At 63.5% G+C, this 16641-nt stretch carries 15 protein-coding genes and 1 pseudogene; 1 reads left to right on the plus strand and 15 read right to left on the minus strand.

Translation table 11 applies throughout. The annotated features are described in order from the left end of the window. Nucleotides 1-108: 108 nt before the first annotated feature. The 14 genes and pseudogenes from lysS to ftsH all read right to left on the minus strand — a co-directional run bounded on the left by lysS (nucleotide 109) and on the right by ftsH (nucleotide 13216). Nucleotides 109-1626 carry a lysine--tRNA ligase gene (gene lysS, locus QMK17_RS08760; RefSeq protein ID WP_283508316.1) on the minus strand — a complete coding sequence of 506 codons (1518 nt, stop codon included), beginning with the start codon at nucleotides 1624-1626 and terminating at the stop codon, nucleotides 109-111. Nucleotides 1627-1665: 39 nt separating this feature from the next. Next, entirely contained in the window at nucleotides 1666-2088 is a 423-nt protein-coding gene (locus QMK17_RS08765) for a rhodanese-like domain-containing protein (protein ID WP_283508317.1), read from the minus strand. 29 nt (nucleotides 2089-2117) lie between these two features. Then, nucleotides 2118-2726, minus strand: coding sequence for a cysteine dioxygenase (locus QMK17_RS08770; protein ID WP_283508319.1), 609 nt, complete (start codon nucleotides 2724-2726; stop codon nucleotides 2118-2120). Nucleotides 2727-2862: 136 nt separating this feature from the next. After that, nucleotides 2863-3663: a type III pantothenate kinase gene (locus QMK17_RS08775; protein ID WP_283508320.1), complete on the minus strand. Its 801-nt coding sequence runs from the start codon at nucleotides 3661-3663 to the stop codon at nucleotides 2863-2865. Between the two features lie 2 nt (nucleotides 3664-3665). Next, nucleotides 3666-4097: an aspartate 1-decarboxylase gene (gene panD, locus QMK17_RS08780; protein ID WP_283508321.1), complete on the minus strand. Its 432-nt coding sequence runs from the start codon at nucleotides 4095-4097 to the stop codon at nucleotides 3666-3668. A gap of 9 nt (nucleotides 4098-4106) precedes the next feature. Next, complete coding sequence (gene panC / locus QMK17_RS08785; protein ID WP_283508322.1) at nucleotides 4107-5009, minus strand: pantoate--beta-alanine ligase; 903 nt, start codon at nucleotides 5007-5009, stop codon at nucleotides 4107-4109. Continuing rightward, complete coding sequence (locus QMK17_RS08790) at nucleotides 5006-5920, minus strand: Rossmann-like and DUF2520 domain-containing protein (protein WP_283508323.1); 915 nt, start codon at nucleotides 5918-5920, stop codon at nucleotides 5006-5008. Before QMK17_RS08790 ends, panC begins: the two co-directional genes overlap by 4 nt. Before the next feature lie 141 nt (nucleotides 5921-6061). Further along, a complete protein-coding gene (locus QMK17_RS08795; RefSeq protein ID WP_283508324.1) occupies nucleotides 6062-7351 on the minus strand; it encodes a DUF6779 domain-containing protein in 1290 nt (429 codons plus the stop codon). A gap of 128 nt (nucleotides 7352-7479) precedes the next feature. Continuing rightward, nucleotides 7480-7917 (minus strand): annotated as a pseudogene (locus tag QMK17_RS08800) (DUF3180 domain-containing protein); the annotation flags it as partial. Nucleotides 7918-7922: 5 nt separating this feature from the next. Further along, a complete protein-coding gene (folK, locus tag QMK17_RS08805; protein ID WP_283508325.1) occupies nucleotides 7923-8432 on the minus strand; it encodes a 2-amino-4-hydroxy-6-hydroxymethyldihydropteridine diphosphokinase in 510 nt (169 codons plus the stop codon). Nucleotides 8433-8448: 16 nt separating this feature from the next. Then, on the minus strand, nucleotides 8449-8814 hold the full coding sequence (gene folB, locus QMK17_RS08810) for a dihydroneopterin aldolase (RefSeq protein WP_283508326.1): 366 nt from the start codon (nucleotides 8812-8814) through the stop codon (nucleotides 8449-8451). Beyond that, a complete protein-coding gene (folP, locus tag QMK17_RS08815) occupies nucleotides 8811-9641 on the minus strand; it encodes a dihydropteroate synthase (protein ID WP_283508328.1) in 831 nt (276 codons plus the stop codon). The genes folB and folP overlap by 4 nt, the downstream gene beginning before the upstream one ends. After that, complete coding sequence (gene folE, locus QMK17_RS08820) at nucleotides 9638-10246, minus strand: GTP cyclohydrolase I FolE (RefSeq protein ID WP_283508330.1); 609 nt, start codon at nucleotides 10244-10246, stop codon at nucleotides 9638-9640. The genes folP and folE overlap by 4 nt, the downstream gene beginning before the upstream one ends. A 240-nt stretch (nucleotides 10247-10486) precedes the next feature. Beyond that, nucleotides 10487-13216, minus strand: coding sequence for an ATP-dependent zinc metalloprotease FtsH (gene ftsH, locus QMK17_RS08825; protein WP_283508332.1), 2730 nt, complete (start codon nucleotides 13214-13216; stop codon nucleotides 10487-10489). A gap of 357 nt (nucleotides 13217-13573) precedes the next feature. On the opposite strand from ftsH, the gene QMK17_RS08830 reads away from it, so the two are divergent. Further along, nucleotides 13574-16030, plus strand: coding sequence for a serine/threonine-protein kinase (locus tag QMK17_RS08830; RefSeq protein ID WP_283508333.1), 2457 nt, complete (start codon nucleotides 13574-13576; stop codon nucleotides 16028-16030). 16 nt (nucleotides 16031-16046) lie between these two features. Here QMK17_RS08830 and hpt read toward each other — a convergent pair whose 3' ends face one another. Next, a complete protein-coding gene (hpt, locus tag QMK17_RS08835) occupies nucleotides 16047-16601 on the minus strand; it encodes a hypoxanthine phosphoribosyltransferase (protein WP_283508464.1) in 555 nt (184 codons plus the stop codon). Nucleotides 16602-16641: the final 40 nt, after the last annotated feature.

The raw sequence follows: 16641 nt of genomic DNA on the forward strand, positions 1-16641 counted from the left end.
GGTTCCGACGAAGTGAGCGACTTATTTACCTGCTTACCGTTCATAACGCAGCTGGGCGCGGTTTCGTTTCCGTTTTTCTGTCCGCTGCTGGCGAACAGACAAATCGAGTCAGTTCTGGGGCTTCACAATCGGAAACAAGATCGTCTCGCGAATGCCGAGTCCGGTCAGCGCCATCAGCAATCGGTCGACGCCCATTCCGGTACCGGTGGTCGGGGGCATGCCCTGTTCCATCGCGGCCAGGAAGTCCTCGTCGAGCACCATGGCCTCATCGTCGCCAGCTGCAGCCTGACGCGCCTGATCCTCGAAACGCTCACGCTGGATGACAGGATCGACCAACTCGGAGTAGCCCGTGGCCAGTTCGAAACCGCGGATGTAGAGGTCCCACTTTTCGGTGACGCCGGGAATGCTGCGGTGCTGACGTGTCAGAGGGGACGTCTCGACAGGAAAATCTCTGACGAATGTCGGCGCGAACAGAGCGTTTCCGATCTGGTGCTCCCACAGTTCCTCGACGAGCTTGCCGTGGCCGTAGATGGGCTTGCCGTCCTTGCGGGGCACCTCGACTCCGACCTTCTCCGCCAGAGCGAGCAATTCTTCGACGGTGGTGTCAGGGGTGACGGTCACGCCGATCGACTCGGACAACGAGGGGTACATCTCCAGCGTCGTCCACTCGCCGCTCAAGTCATAGGTGGTGCCGTCGGGGAGAAGAACGATCTGAGTGCCGAGCGCAGCGTGCGCAACTTCTTGGATGAGTTCGCGCGTCATCTTCGCCGACTCGTCGTAGGTGCCGTACGCCTCGTAGGTTTCCAGCATCGCGAACTCCGGTGAGTGCGACGAGTCGGCGCCCTCGTTGCGGAAGTTACGGTTGATCTCGAAGACTTTCTCGATGCCGCCGACGACGCAGCGCTTGAGAAATAGCTCCGGCGCGATGCGCAGGTAGAGGTCTGTGTCCAACGCGTTGGAATGCGTGACGAACGGCCTCGCTGCTGCGCCGCCGTGCAGCGTCTGCAGCATCGGGGTCTCCACCTCGAGGAATCCACGGCGCTCGAGCGCATTGCGAAGTTCGCGTACGACGGCAATGCGCTTGCGCGCCACCTCGCGTGCCTCGGGTCGGGTGATCAGATCCAGGTACCGCTGACGGATCCGAGTCTCTTCGTTGAGTTCCTTGTGCGCGACGGGGAGCGGGCGAAGAGCCTTGGAAGCGATCCTCCACGAGTCGGCCATGACGCTCAGCTCACCGCGACGGCTGGAAATGACCTCACCGTGGACGAAGACGAAGTCACCGAGGTCGACGTCGGCCTTCCAGGCTGCGAGTGCGTCCTCGCCGACGCCCGCGAGGCTGATCATGGCCTGCAGCTGGGTGCCGTCACCTTCCTGCAGCGTCGCGAAGCACAGTTTGCCGGTGTTGCGAACGAACATGACGCGTCCGGCTACCCCGACCAATCGACCGGTGGTGGTGTCTGCGTCGAGACTCGGGAAAAGGTCACGAACCTCACGAAGAGAATGTGTACGCGCAACGGAGACCGGATAGGCCTCCCGCCCCTGCTCGATCAGCCGGTCCCGCTTGGCACGACGAATCCGTAGCTGTTCCGGAGTGTCGTCGATCGTGGGGGTAGCTGCGTCAGTCACAGGCACACACTTTATCGGTCGTCCCCGTCAAAGACAGAATCAGTGCGCGGTGACGGCCTCGGCCTCACGGACACAGTGTGTCGCCTTGGTCAGCACGCCGAGCAGGCCTGCGGCCTTGAGAGCCTGGTAGCCCCCGACCAGATCGGTTGCATTGCGCAGTCCGAGCTCCTGCAGCGACGCCGCCGCCAAACTGGAGGTGTAACCCTCCGAGCAGATGACGATCCACTCGACATCGTGGCTCGTGGCCGCAACGAGTCGCGCGTCGCTGGTGGGGTCGAGACGCCATTCGAGCACGTTGCGCTCAATCGCGAGGGCTCCAGGAAGTGTTCCCTCGACTGCGCGCTGCGCCTGCGGACGGATGTCGACGACGATCGCGCCGCGCGCTACGGCGTCGCGTAGTCCGAAGACGGTGATTCGGTCGATCTTGGTGCGCGCCTGCTCCAGCATTTCGACGATAGTCATGCGCGAAAGCCCTTCGGGTTCGACGATAGTCATGCGCGAAAGCCCTTCGGGTTCGATTCGGACTGCCCCTCGGCGTGGGGACCTTCCGGAAGGTCGGTGAGCTCGGTGCGGGTTCGGCGAAGTGCGGTCTTGTCTTTCACCTCGTAGTACGACATCGCCGTCAACGGCGGGGAGTACGCATGCACACTGAGCGTGGGCCCGGTGGAGATGGACGCCGGCGCCCGCATCACGTCGTGTACCCAACCGAGCGGGAACGACGCTTGATCGCCCGCATCGAGGCGACGGCGCTTCAAACCATCGCCCGCCCAACGGTATTCGACGAGCGATCCGCTCAGCACCGTTAGCGCCCCGAGCGAGCCCGCATGATCGTGGAGTTCGGTGGAACGGTCCGGAACCCAGCTGATGAGCCAGACGTCGATGTCGTCGTCGGTGTGGAGACGGATGGACCACCGCTCCTCGGTCGGCCAGATGCCGCCACCGGGGAGGAGGTGATCGAAGCACCCTTCGAGGACCTCGGACGCACCCTGATCGGTGATCCGCAGCAGGTCATGGGGACGCAAACGCGTCGGAAGCGCCTGCGAGGCGATGGTTCGAGATCCAGACAATGCGGATCCCGAAAATACAGGTGTGGAAAGCATGGAAACTTCTCCAGGGTAGGTAATTGAACGAGGCAGCGGTCAGCCTCGACAACACTCCTTGGATCCCATGCACGTCATCACGGACACGATTCTGACACAGGCTCAGGTTTTGCGCCAGCGCGGAATGGATCGCGCCCTAGCGCGATCGCCTCTTCGCAAGATTTCGTTCGTACACCAGCCGAAGCCCTTCCAGCGTCAGGTCCGGCTCATAGTGCTCGATCGAGGCGCTCTCACCCATGATCAGGGGCGCGCTGTCGCCCGTTCCGATCACCGCCACGTCCGAGCCTGAAAACTCCGGCAATTCACGCCTCACCCGGCCGACCAAACCGTCCACCAGGCCCGCGAAGCCGAAGACAGCACCCGCCTGCATGCACTCGACGGTGTTCTTCCCGACGACCGATCGTGGCCGGATCAGTTCGACGTCTCGGAGCGCGGCCGACCTCGACGACATCGCTGCAGCCGAGATCTCGAGACCGGGCGCGATGGCACCACCGAGGAACTCGCCCTTCGCGGAGACGACGTCCACACACGTCGTCGTACCGAAATCTACTACGATGCAAGCACTTCCGTATAGATCGAACGCCGCGAGCGTGTTGACGATTCGATCCGCGCCGACCTCCTTCGGATTGTCCACGAGCAGTGGAACACCCGTACGAACACCGGGTTCGACGACGACGTGGGGAACATGCTTCCAATAGCGCTCCAGCATCGTCCGCATCTCCCGCAGCACCGACGGCACCGTCGAGAGCGCCGAAACACCAGTGATCTGGTCGGCGTCGGCGCCGAGAAGACCACGGAACATCAGGGCCAACTCGTCGGCCGTCACCCTCGGATCGGTGCGCATTCGCCAGTCGCGCAACAACTTCGCATGATCTCCGCCACCACTGAACAAGCCGAGCGTCATCGACGTGTTTCGTATGTCGACCGCGAGGAGCATCGCTAGACCAGCACTGAGTCGCCACGCAGCGTGCGCGGAGTGATCAGCCCAGAACCCTCCGGGGCGTACGCAGGATCAGAACCCAGCTCCAGTGGCTTGTTCTTCTCGTCGACAAACACCACCCGCGGGGCGTAATCGGCGCATTCCTGCTCGTTCATCACTCCGTAGGCGATGAGAATGACAAGATCACCTGGATTGACGAGATGTGCTGCAGCCCCATTGATTCCGATGACACCGCTGCCACGTTCGCCGGTGATCACGTACGTCTCGAGCCGCGCACCGTTGTCGATGTCGACGATGGTCACCTGCTCGCCTTCGAGGAGATCAGCCGCCTCCATGAGATCCTGATCGACGGTGACCGATCCGACGTAGTGCAGGTCGGCGTGCGTCACCGTGGCGCGGTGGATCTTGGACTTCATCATCGTGCGAAACATGTTTTCTCCCTATGCTCTCGGGTCGTCTGGATATTCGAGGAAGCCGGTTCCGACGGCGACTCCGACGTTGTCGATCAATCGCGTCGTACCGACTTTCGCAGCCACGAGCAGGCGCCCGTCACCTCGCTCCGGCGGAGGACCGAGGTCGACCCCGCGCAACTCGAGGTAGTCCACCTTCACCTCGGGGACCGCCTCGAGGACGCCGCGCGCCGTCGCCAGAATTGCATCGGCTCCGCCTGCCGCAGCGTGTGCACCGGCAACCAGCGCAGCGGACAGAGCCATCGCCGCGCCGCGTCCGGCCGCATCGAGGTATCGGTTCCGAGAGGACAACGCGAGGCCGTCCTGCTCGCGCACCGTCGGTACCCCGAAGATCTTCACATCGAAGTTCAGATCGCGCACCATCTGCCGGATCAGCGTCAACTGCTGATAATCCTTTTCGCCGAAGTATGCGGCGTGCGGCGCCGCGATCTGGAGCAATTTCGCCACGACAGTGAGCATCCCGGCGAAATGAGTCGGACGGCTAGCGCCTTCGAGTTCGGCGCCGAGCGGCCCTGCGTGCACGGTCGTGCGTGGACCGGCCGGGTACATGTCGGTCGCAGACGGCGCGAAGACGACCTCGACGCCTTCCTCGCGGAGCAGTTCGACGTCGGCGTCGAGGGTCCGCGGGTACGCGTCGAGATCCTCACCGACCCCGAACTGCAGTGGGTTCACGAAGATGGACACGATCACTACCGAGCCAGTCCGCTTCGCTTGCCGCACGAGATGGATGTGACCGGCGTGCAGCGCACCCATCGTCGGCACGAGAGCGACGGTTTTGCCCACGCTACGAAGGGCTTTCGATACCGAGGTAACCACCGCCGGATCGTGATGAACCGTGAGCTCCCCCGCCTTGAAGCTACCTGCCAGGGTCATCGTTCACCTTCCAGAAATTCGACGAGTTCGGCTTTGGCGCCGACCCGCTGTGCCGATCGCAACGACAGGGCGCGGTATCCCTCCGCGATGCGTGGGTCCACCTCGTTCAGCACATCGAGATGCTTGTGCACCGCAGCGAGATCTCCGCGCGCCACCGGTCCCGTCAGAGCGCCTTGACCACGCCTCAGCGCATTCTCCAGCGCAGCAGTGACAAGTGGAGCCAGAACACGTTGTGCCGCTTCGGGTTCGGTGTCCATGCCAGGGAAGCCAGGGCCGTCGAGCGCAACCCCCAAGGCGTCGACAGCGTCGGCGATGAGGGTGACGAGATGATTCGATCCGTGCGCGAGCGCCGCGTGATAGAGCGTGCGTCTCTCCTCGGCCACGTGGACAGGTTCGCCGCCCAGCTCGAGTACCAACGCCTGCGCCACCGCATACCCGATTTCGTCGGCTGCGGTAATCCCGAAGCATGCAGACGCCAGACGGTCGGTGTCCTCTGGATAGCCGGAGAAGGTCATGGCCGGGTGGATCGCCAACGGAACTGCACCGCATGCGGTCAGGGGTGCCAGTACCGCGATGCCGTTGGCTCCCGAGGTGTGCGCGACGAGCTTGCCGGGTGCAATCGCGCCGGTGGCAGCCAACCCTGTTGCAATCGAACCGAGTTCGGTATCGGGAACCGCGAGAATCAACAACTCGGCCCGCCTGGCCACCTCGTCGACCGGCAGAATCTGGGTATCGGGCAGGCGCGTGCGCGCACGATGACGCGAATCCTCCGATACCGCCGAACACCCGACGACCAAGTGCCCGACGCGCTCGAGAGCTTCGCCGAGAGCCGTGCCCACGCGCCCCGCACCGACGATTCCCACCGTCAAGCGGGCAGGGGCGGGATCGACAGTGAACTCAGGTGAGGTCACCGAACTTCCTCTCGTTCGTTCCAGTCCCGCTGTGCGGGTACCGGACGTTCTGGCAAAAGGATAGCGACACATGTGCGCTATTGGCCACGCCGCCGAGCAGTGATCTACTTCACCATCGCTGTGGGCCGGGTATTCCGCCGCTCAGTCCGCGCGTCGACGATGACGGCGCTCGGATGGTTCTGCATCGCCGGACTGCATCCCTGCGAGTATCTCGGCGACAGAACGACCATTCGAGTGTGCTCCCGACGCCCCATCGTCCTGCGCCTCCGCGCGGCGCCTGCGCCGCGGGCGCGAATCGGGCAAATCCTGGGCCGGCGACGCGTCCTGCGGCGGATCAGCGGATGCAGAAGTCGGTTCAGCAGGAGCCTGCGATTCAGGAGGAGCCTGCGACTCTTCGACCGGCGCCGATTCGATAACACCGCGTTCGTCGAATGCCGCGGGCTCGAAAGACTGGGACTCGAAGGACTGGGGCTCATCGGACTGGGACTCGACGGACTGGGGCTCGGGATCGTCAACCGGCGTCGACTCGAACGGGGGCTCAGAAGCAGGTGCCGACGCGGCATAGCCATTGCCCTGCCCGAACGAGTAGGACTGGGCCGCAGTCTCAGCTGACCGGCTAGCGTCGAGGGCAGCGCGATCGGGCTCGGCAGGAACCCGAGGAGGCGTCGGCGTACGTCTGCCTCCACCTGGTGCACGAGGTTCGCCGCGTCGAGATTCATGTTCCCGCGGCGCACTCGTCGGGGAGTCGTCGCCGATCGGTTCGTCGAAGAAGAGCACGGAGGTTTCTGCCGTCACCGGTTCGTCGTACGGCGTAGCGATGCCGGCCATCGAGCTTTCGGCGACCGCGGGGCTGGGCGACTCGTCGACCGACCTGCCGTTCACAACACCCGGCTGGGAGGATCGCCCGGGCACGTACAGACCTGAAGGCGCAGGCTGGTAGCTGTCGTAGGTCCGCCTACCGCCCAATTCCTGCATTCTGGTCGCATCGGCTCGAAGCGCGGCCCGTTCGGTGGGCAAATTTCCATCGAACAAGACTTGGAGGTGTTCACGCAGATGCGCAAGTTCCGCGCGGAGCGCAGCCACTTCACTCGTCTCGATCTGCACTTCACTGCGCACGCGAGCCTCGACACCCAGTTCGTATTCACGACGGGCGGAGATCTCACGTGCGAGTTGGAGCTCGTAGACGGTCTGCAGATCTTTGGCCTTGGTCTTGTCCGCGACCGCTTCTCTGCGGTACTTGGTCATCGCGAACGCACCGACGATCGCGGCCCACAGCGCCGTTACCAGGCCCACTCGGAGCCATTGGACGTTTTCGCTGAACAGGAGAAGCATGCTGGCGACGATGCCGAACACGACCAAGGCTGCGATGAACAGCTGGCTCGCACTGCGCCGCGAGCGGCGGCCGGCTTTCGCGCGAGTCGGTTGGGTCATGACACCAAGGGTAGCTGGCGAATCGCCAGAGAAAGGCGAAGCGGGATTGTGGTTCGCCACAAGAGACCGACAGAAGAAGGTCGAAAATAACGTTTCAGGTGGCGTCGTCGGCGCGGTCGCTCGGCGTTCGGCGTTCGGCAGCAATGTTCGAGCCACAGCGCGGCCCCGACCAGCGCGACCCCTGCAACGAGCCCGACCCATGCTCCCACCCGATCGTGAGATGCAGCACGCACTGTCGACGACAGCGGCAACACATGTAGAAGGAACCCGGTCCACACACCCGAGATGACAGCACCCACCAGCGCCGATGCTTTGGCAAGAGCAAGTGTCCTGGCAACGGTGATCGGATGCAGTTGCCGCGGACCGTCACCGATCCGGCTACCACCAATGCGGGAACGAACGAAGAAACCGAACCCGAGTTCGATCACCGCGACCGCATACAGGGAAGCCCCGGCCAACGCTCCTATCGGCGGAACAGACCCGTAGAACGACCGAACCAGCAACCACGTCGCCACTGCTGCGATCACCGCGAGCCCGACGAGATCCCACGCTTTCGTGGCCTTCATCTCGTTCACTCGGGCGTGTCCAGCCTCAGATCGGTGCGCGAGACCGACGATATTTCGTCGTCCGGCAACGACCCCAACCACGCGGCGACCGGTCGAACATCGCTACCGACGTTCAGCGAGGCATCAGGATCGACGTCGAGCCATGGAACCAGCACGAAGGCTCGCTGGTGGGCGCGCGGGTGCGGAAGTGTCAACTCGGGATCGGTGCTGATGACGTCGTCACACACGACGATGTCGACGTCGAGGCTCCTCGGCCCCCAGCGCTCGATCCTCAGCCGGTCCGCCGCTTGCTCCCGCTCGCCCGCGAACACGAGCCAATCCCTCGCATCTCGATCCGGATCCTCGGCCACGATGACGGCGTTGAGGAAATCCTGCTGCTCGACGCCGCCCCACGGAGCCGACACATACACCGGCGACACCGAGATCACGCGATCACCGAGTTCGGCAGTAACCGAACGCAGGTGGGCCAGCGAGTCACCGACGTTGCTTCCGATCGACAACACCACACGAGTCACGACGCACTTCCGAACATCACGAAGCCCGAGTTCGGTGTGCCACCACGGCAACATCCTCGAACGACAGCGGAATCGGCGCCGATGGCTTGTGCAGAACTACCTCGACAGCGTCGACGCGCTCGTCCTGCATCACGGTATCGGCGATCTCCGCAGCAACAGTTTCGATGAGGTCTCGGGGTGGGCCGGCGATGATGGTCGCCGCAGCCTCGGCAAGTTCCCCGTAGTGCATCGTGGCAGTCAGGTCGTCCGTGGCGGCGGCAGGCTTCAGATCCATCCACACCGTTATGTCGACCACGAAGTCTTGGCCGTCACGTTTTTCGAAGTCGAAAACTCCGTGTCGTCCCCGAACTTTCAGCCCGCGCAACTCGATTCGATCGCTCATTCGTGGCCACTCTTCCACGCCTGCACCACAGCGACTGCGTCGAGTGTCGCTCGCGCGTCGTGAACCCGCACTCCCCACGCTCCACCGGCAACGGCAAGCGCCGAGACCACCGCCGTCGCGACCTCCCGACCGTCCGGCGGACGCGGAGCATCCTCCGAGGCCAGCAACGAACCGAGGAAACGCTTGCGCGACGCCCCAATCAGCACCGGCATACCCAGCTCGACAAACGCGGGCAATCCGTGCAGCAACTCCCAGTTGTGCCGAGCATTCTTCGCGAATCCGAGCCCGGGATCGAGCACGATGTTCGACGGATCGACTCCTGCCGACACCGCCACCTCGACCTGTTCGAGCAGTTCCCGTCGGACGTCGTCGACGACATCCTCGTAGTGTTCCGCTGCACCCGAGTGTGTGTACGCGGCCGCCGATCGCCAATGCATCAGGATCCACGGCACACCGGCGGACGCGACGACGGCCGCCATGTCCGGGTCTGCTCGTCCTCCGGACACGTCGTTGACAATGCTGACCCCTGCTTCGATTGCCGCTACGGCCACCGAGGCTCGCATCGTGTCGACGCTCGTCACCACACCACGGGCGCTGAGCGCGGCGATGACCGGTACAACACGTTCGGCTTCGACATCGGAATCGATACGCTCGGCGCCCGGTCGAGTGGACTCGCCGCCGACGTCGACGATGCCGACCCCAGCCTCGTGAAGTTCGAGCCCGTGCGCCACGGCCGCATCGACATCGAGGTATCGACCGCCGTCGGAGAAAGAGTCGGCGGTGACGTTGAGAACGCCCATCACCACCGGAGCTGAAGGGAGGCTCATTTGCGAAGAATGAGATCCAAGGCTTCCGACCGTGACGCTGCACTCGACTGAAGCAGTCCACGGACCGCGGACGTCGTCGTGCTCGCACCCGGCTTACGGATTCCGCGCATAGCCATGCAGAGATGCTCCGCTTCGATGACGACGATGGCGCCGCGCGGATCCAGCTTCCTCATCATTGCATCGGCTATCTGGCTGGTGAGCCGCTCTTGTACCTGCGGCCGCTTGGCGTAGAGATCGACAAGCCGAGCCAACTTCGAGAGCCCGGTGACCTTGCCGCTGGTTCCCGGGATGTAACCCACGTGCGCAACGCCGTGGAACGAAACCAAGTGGTGCTCGCAAGTGGAGAACATCGGGATGTCCCGGACAACGACCAGTTCCTGATGACCTTCGTCGAAGGTGGTGTTCAGAACCGAGTCGGGATCGGTGTACAACCCACCGAAAATCTCACGATAAGCCCGTGCCACCCGCGCAGGGGTGTCCGCGAGACCGGCCCTATCCGGATCCTCGCCCACCGCAATGAGCAGTTCCCGCACAGCTGCCTCGGCGCGCGGCTGATCGAACGTGTTGCCCGTCGCCACCGCGACGACATCGCTGGGTGTATCCACGACAGAGACTCTCTCTTCGTCGACCTGCTTGACTGACACGTTGACCTACCTCCAGTCCAGCACCCGGGTCGTTCCGCGGGCTTCACTCCAGCACCCGGGTCGTTCCGCGGGCTTCACTCCAGCACCCGGGTCGTTCCGCGGGCTTCACTCCAGCACCCGGGTCGTTCCGCGGGCTTCACTCCAGTACCCGTGGCGATGCCCCGGAGGGATCTCAGCTTATCGCCGGGGCATCCTGAACCATCACTGGTGCCCGTTCGGACCTTCCCACCGTTGCGTCCGAGGACCTTCGTCCCCGTCACGTTCGGTGCCCGATCCGTCCGAGTCGCCTGCATGTCGATCCGGCCCGCGGAGAGGAAGCCCGCCCAGTGGATCCCACTGCGATCCTGCTGGGTCTCGGTACTGCGAGCCCCGATCACCCGACTGAGGACTTTCACCGCCTGCCGGGTCCTGCTCATCGTTCGGTCCTCGGTGCTGCTCCCCGATCGGTTCGCGATGCTCAGGGGGCTGGTACTGCGGCGGACGGTACTGCGGAGGCTGATAGGACGGCGGCGCCGGGTACAGCGGCGGATTGGGATCGGAGTACCTACCTCCAAGGTCAGGTCCACCACTACCGGCACCTGGTCCCGCGCCGTCGCGGGGCGGCCACCCTGGAGCGGACCAGCCTGCCGGAGCGCCATAGTCCGGGCGGGCCGACTGCGGACGGGGTTCAGGATTCCGGTAACCCCCGCCGGAGTGAGCTCCGCCATTCTGACCGTTGCCGTTCTGCGGTCCACCGTTCTGCGGTCCACCGTTCTGCGGTCCACCGTTGTACGGCGCGCTTCCGTAGGGGGCGCCGTGGGAGGGCCCACCGTTGGAGTTGCCACCGCCGTTGGGATTGCCACCGCCGTTGGGATTGCCACCGCCGTTGTAGCCGTTCGGGCGGCCGGGACCTGCGTAGCTGTCGGGAGCGCCCTTGGACAGCTGCGGCGGTCCGGCATAACTTGGCTGTGGGAACTGCTGCGGTGGAACCACTTTCGGCGGGATCGACTGCGGAGGCCACGGCTCACCGCGCTCGATGGCAAGCTCACCCGGAGTCTTGACCGGCGGCTTGTCGGACGGAACCCGGTCGCCGAAATCGTTGAACGCAGTGATCCGTGGTCGCTTGGTGACACCTGCGAAAATCTTCTCGAGATCCTTACGCTTCAGCGTTTCGCGTTCCAGAAGCTCGGTTGCGAGGATGTCGAGGATGTCGCGGTACTCGTTGAGAATGGCCCACGCTTCGGTGTGCGCGGCCTCGATCAGCTTGCGCACCTCCTCATCGATCTCACGTGCAACTTCATGCGAGAAGTCGGACTGCACGCCCATGGAGCGGCCGAGGAACGGGTCGCCCTGTTCCTGGCCGTAGCGAACGGCACCGAGCTTGCTGCTCATGCCGTATTCGGTAACCATGGCACGAGCGATCTTGGTCGCCTGGTCGATATCGGAGGATGCTCCGGTGGTCGGCTCGTGGAACACCAGTTCCTCGGCTGCGCGACCACCCATCGCCATGACGAGACGCGCGATCATCTCCGAACGCGTCATCAAGCCCTTGTCGTCCTCGGGCACCGTCATCGCGTGGCCACCGGTACGGCCACGAGCGAGAATCGTCACCTTGTAGACAGGCTCGATATCGGGCATCGCCCATGCCGCGAGGGTGTGCCCACCCTCGTGGTACGCGGTGATCTTCTTCTCGTGCTCGCTGATGATGCGGCTCTTGCGGCGCGGTCCGCCGACAACACGGTCAACTGATTCCTCCAGCGCGCCCTCGGTGATGACGGTGCCGTTCTCGCGGGCGGTGAGCAGCGCAGCCTCGTTGATGACGTTGGCGAGGTCGGCGCCGGACATGCCGACCGTGCGCTTGGCCAGACCTTCGAGATCTGCATCGTGCGCAACCGGCTTGCCCGCGGAGTGCACGGCCAAGATCGCGCGACGGCCGGCAAGGTCAGGAGCACCGACCGGAATCTGACGGTCGAAGCGGCCGGGACGAAGCAGCGCGGGATCGAGGATGTCGGGGCGGTTGGTTGCGGCAATAAGGATGACGCCGGTGCGTTCACCGAAACCGTCCATCTCGACAAGCAACTGGTTCAGCGTCTGCTCACGCTCATCGTGGCCACCGCCCATGCCTGCACCGCGCTGGCGGCCGACGGCGTCGATCTCATCGATGAAGATGATGCACGGACTGCTCTGCTTGGCCTGCTCGAACAGGTCACGGACGCGTGAGGCGCCGACACCGACGAACATCTCGACGAAATCCGAACCGGAGATCGTGAAGAACGGAACGCCCGCTTCACCGGCAACCGCCCGTGCGAGAAGAGTCTTGCCGGTTCCGGGAGGGCCGTACAGCAGCACACCGCGGGGAATCTTGGCACCGAGCGCCTGGTAACGCGCCGGGTTCTGCAGGAAGTCCTTGATCTCGTACAGCTCTTCGACAGCTTCGTCGGCACCGGCGACGTCCTGGAACGTCGTCTTGGGCATGTCCTTGCTGAGCTGCTTGGCCTTGGACTTACCGAAGCCCATCACTCCGCCTCGTCCGCCGCCCTGCATTCGGCTCATGACGAAGATGAACACGCCGAGCAGCAAGAGCATCGGTAGAACGAACAGCAGCAGCGACGAGACCCAACTCTCCTGGGTGACCACCGTGTTGTAGCTGTTGAGACCCTCGTCGCTGACCTTGTCGAAGATGGTCTGCGACGCGGAGTCGGGGTACTTGGCAAGGATCTGTGTCTCGTTATCGGTCGCATCGTTACCGTTTTTCAGGTAGAGGCGAACCTGCTGTTCACGATCGTCGATCTGAGCCTTGTCGACGTTTCGAGAATCGAGTTGCGCTATCGCCACCGAGGTGTCGACGGTCTTCCAGCCGCGGGTGTCGTTTCCGAAATAGCTGAAGGCAAATATCACCAACAGAATGCCGAAAACGATGGCCAGGTTCCGTATAACTGTCTTCCGATTCATACAGCTTCAGCCGAGACGGCCTCGTCCTTTCCAGTCAACTCCGATGCGCGGATCCGGCCGCACACCGGAAGCATCAGGTTACCGCGAACGGCCGACCCGAGCCTGAAGTGCATCTGACCTACTGCGTCGATACATACAGCAGCGTTGCCTTTCAGCGTCACGCTTCTTCAACGTCCAACGTCGCCGCGGCCCCGCAGGTTCCCCGACAGCATGAAGCTCGCCACGACCACCCCGGAGGCCTGCCTATTGTGTCAGGGAGTTCGGTATCAGGTCACCCCAGCTGTCGACCCTGACGAAATGTACGAAAGTACTGCTTCTACCAGGGACGAACAGTGGATTCAGGTTTAAGGTGATTGCGTGCCCTACGGCCCGGATGGAGTCACCGAGCACGAGAACACCGTTGGAGATCGCTCGAACGGACTCTCGACGGTGACTTCTGCCGCACCCACCGGCATCGACGTGGCGTCCGACGCCGTGGGCAGGCTTCGTCGGGCATGGCAGGCCGCCCGGGCCTGCGCTCGACCCGAAGCGCCTGACCTGGCGATGTATCTTCCCGACTCCGACACTGTGCGCCGTCGCCTGCTCGAGCAGTTGATTGCCGTCGACCTGCAGGAAAGGTGGCTGCGAGCAAAACTCCCGAAACGGTTGCACGAGTACTGCTCGGAGTTCACCGATCTGGATCCGGGCTCGTTGCCCGCCGACCTGATATACGAGGAGTTCTGCATCAGGCGGCAGAGCGGCGACACGGTCTTTCCCGGCGACTATCTGAAGGAGTACCCGGGGCGAGCAGGCGAGCTAGCCGAACTACTGAACACCATGGTCGGCGAGGATACTGCCGCGCACGCTCTCGGTGCGGACACGGTCCGTGCCGATTTTCATGCCGACCCCGATCCCGACGCCGACGCCGATCCCGATGCCGATGCGACCCAGCGCTCCCCCTTGGACTCGACCGGTCGTTTCACCGGCGAGATGACCGAGACGTCGGGCAGCCTGCTTCGCACCCGCCCCGGCTCGCAGGACCAACTGGAGGATCTTGATGTCGGCGACCGTCTGGACGATTTCGACCTGCTGGTGAGCGTCGGGCGCGGCGCGTTCGCTCGGGTGTTTCTCGCCCGGCAGCGCTCTATGCAGCGCATCGTGGCAGTGAAGATTTCCGAGGATCGCGGCAGCGAACCACAGACGCTCGCGCAACTCGATCACAACTACATCGTGCGAGTGTTCGACCAACGTGTTCTCGTCGATCGTCGTTTGCGGCTGCTTTACATGCAGTACGTGCCAGGGGGAACCCTGCTCGCGCTGCTCGGCCTCGTGAAGGCAACGCCGCCGAGCAGACGCAACGGAACAATGCTCCTGGAATCGGTGAACCGGTCACTCACTGGCACCGGCGGACTGCAGCCGACAGATTCCACTGTCCGCGAACATATTTCGACATTGTCATGGCCCGAGACCGTGGCGTGGCTTGGACGCCGAATTGCCGAGGCCTTGCACTACGCGGGCGAACACGGCGTACTGCACCGCGACATCAAACCTGCGAACGTTCTGCTCACGTCCGAGGGAGTGCCGAAACTGGCCGACTTCAACATCAGCTTCTCCGATGCGGTGGAAGGTGACAGCCCGGTCGCGTACTTCGGCGGCTCGCTGTCCTATATGTCTCCCGAACAGTTGGAGGCCTGCCACCCCGGGCGATCGGGGCGCGCCGAAGATCTCGACACCCGAAGCGATCTCTACTCCCTCGCAGTGGTGCTGTGGGAACTGTTGACCGGCGTCAAACCGTTCGACGACTCTGCGGCGTCCGCAGGCGACGGCGATCGCACAACCATCGACGTACTTCTCACCGCACGCCGAGCCGGAGTCACCGAGGCCGCGTTGGCTGCACTACCGGCAGACTGCCCGGCAACGTTGCGACGAGTCCTGCTCAAATGCCTCTCTCCCGATGCCGCGGACCGCCTCGCCACAGGGCAAGAACTGGCTCAGCAATTCGATCTCTGCCTCGATGCGCACGCGCGTGCCCTTGTCGACCCGCCACCGGACAGCACGCGATTTCGCTTGCGGCCCTTCATGATACCCGTCATGACTGCCGCTATCGGAATCCCCAATGTGATAGCAGCGGTGTACAACTACAAGCACAACAAAGCGCTCATCATCGACGACCTGCTCCCCACCGCGCAGGAAAGATTCGACAGCGTCACCGCTCTGATCAATGGACTGGCATGGCCGATCGGCTTGGTGCTCATCGTCTATTTCTTCCGACGCATTCTGTCCGTACCGAGGGCACTGAGGCAGGGACGCGGCGTATCGGACGACCGACTGGCCCAGACAAGGGCCGACACGTTGCTCGTCGCCGACAGGGTCGTTGCCGTATGTCTTGGGCTGTGGATCTGTGCCGGCATTGCGTTTCCGGTAACCCTGCAGATCGCCGCAGGATCGGTGCCGGCCCAGGCATACGTCCATTTCGTTGCTTCACTCGTGGTGTGCGGCGCGATGGCGACCGCATATCCGTTCTTCTTGATATCTCTGTTCACCATCAGGTGTCTGTACCCGTCGCTGCTGCCGTTCGGGGCGGGCGACCGGGACGAGCCGATGCTGTCGGCACTGAACCGTCGAAGCGTCGGCTACCTCACCGTTGCTGCCGCGATCCCACTGGTCGCCGTCGCAGGGCTGACGTTCGTTCCTGCCGTGAACATCCCGTCGATCATCGCAGTGGTGCGGGTGGTGTGCGTCGGGGGGATCGCCGCATTCGTGGCGTCGTACAGCGTCTTTCGACTACTGGAAAAAGACAACGCCGCGCTCCGGCGGGTCGTGTCGAAGAAATAAGGCACTACGCGCCTACTCAGCCGCCGTAGACTTTCGGCTCCAGAGTTCCGATGTACGGAAGGTCCCGGTACCGCTCGTTGTAGTCGAGTCCGTAGCCGACGACGAACTCGTTCGGGATATCGAAGCCCACGTTGGCGACCTCGACGTCGACCTTGATCGCGTCGGGCTTGCGGAGAAGCGTCACTACCGACAGCGACGCCGGATTGCGGGTCGCAAGGTTGCGCTTGAGCCACGACAACGTCAGACCCGAATCGATGATGTCCTCGACGATCAACACATTGCGGCCGTTGATGTCACGATCGAGATCCTTCAGGATGCGCACGACACCCGAAGACGACGTCGAGGAACCATAGGAACTGACTGCCATGAACTCGAGTTGCACCGGTATCGGCAGGGCACGCGCGAAGTCCGTCATGAACATGATCGCGCCTTTGAGGACACCGACGAGAAGAAGGTCGCCTTCGGGAGCATCGACCGGATACCGCTTGGCGATCTCCTCCGCGAGTTCGGCGGTCCGGACTTTGATCTGGTCCTCGGAGATGAGAATCGATTGAATATCGCCCTCGTACACGGCGCGTCCCTTCATAGGTTCTCGTTCGTCGGTTCTCGGC

The sequence above is a fragment of the Rhodococcus sp. G-MC3 genome, assembly GCF_030063335.1.
In the GTDB taxonomy this organism is placed as follows: Bacteria; Actinomycetota; Actinomycetes; order Mycobacteriales; family Mycobacteriaceae; genus Rhodococcoides.

What these genes read in the sequence shown, in the direction of transcription:
- QMK17_RS08775 (WP_283508320.1), bottom strand. Translation starts at nt 3,663, where the DNA reads ATGCTCCTCGCGGTCGACATACGAAACACGTCGATGACGCTCGGCTTG.
- folP (WP_283508328.1), bottom strand. Translation starts at nt 9,641, where the DNA reads ATGAGCCTCCCTTCAGCTCCGGTGGTGATGGGCGTTCTCAACGTCACC.
- panD (WP_283508321.1), bottom strand. Translation starts at nt 4,097, where the DNA reads ATGTTTCGCACGATGATGAAGTCCAAGATCCACCGCGCCACGGTGACG.
- QMK17_RS08770 (WP_283508319.1), bottom strand. Translation starts at nt 2,726, where the DNA reads ATGCTTTCCACACCTGTATTTTCGGGATCCGCATTGTCTGGATCTCGA.
- ftsH (WP_283508332.1), bottom strand. Translation starts at nt 13,216, where the DNA reads ATGAATCGGAAGACAGTTATACGGAACCTGGCCATCGTTTTCGGCATT.
- QMK17_RS08795 (WP_283508324.1), bottom strand. Translation starts at nt 7,351, where the DNA reads ATGACCCAACCGACTCGCGCGAAAGCCGGCCGCCGCTCGCGGCGCAGT.
- panC (WP_283508322.1), bottom strand. Translation starts at nt 5,009, where the DNA reads ATGACCCTGGCAGGTAGCTTCAAGGCGGGGGAGCTCACGGTTCATCAC.
- folB (WP_283508326.1), bottom strand. Translation starts at nt 8,814, where the DNA reads ATGAGCGATCGAATCGAGTTGCGCGGGCTGAAAGTTCGGGGACGACAC.
- QMK17_RS08765 (WP_283508317.1), bottom strand. Translation starts at nt 2,088, where the DNA reads ATGACTATCGTCGAAATGCTGGAGCAGGCGCGCACCAAGATCGACCGA.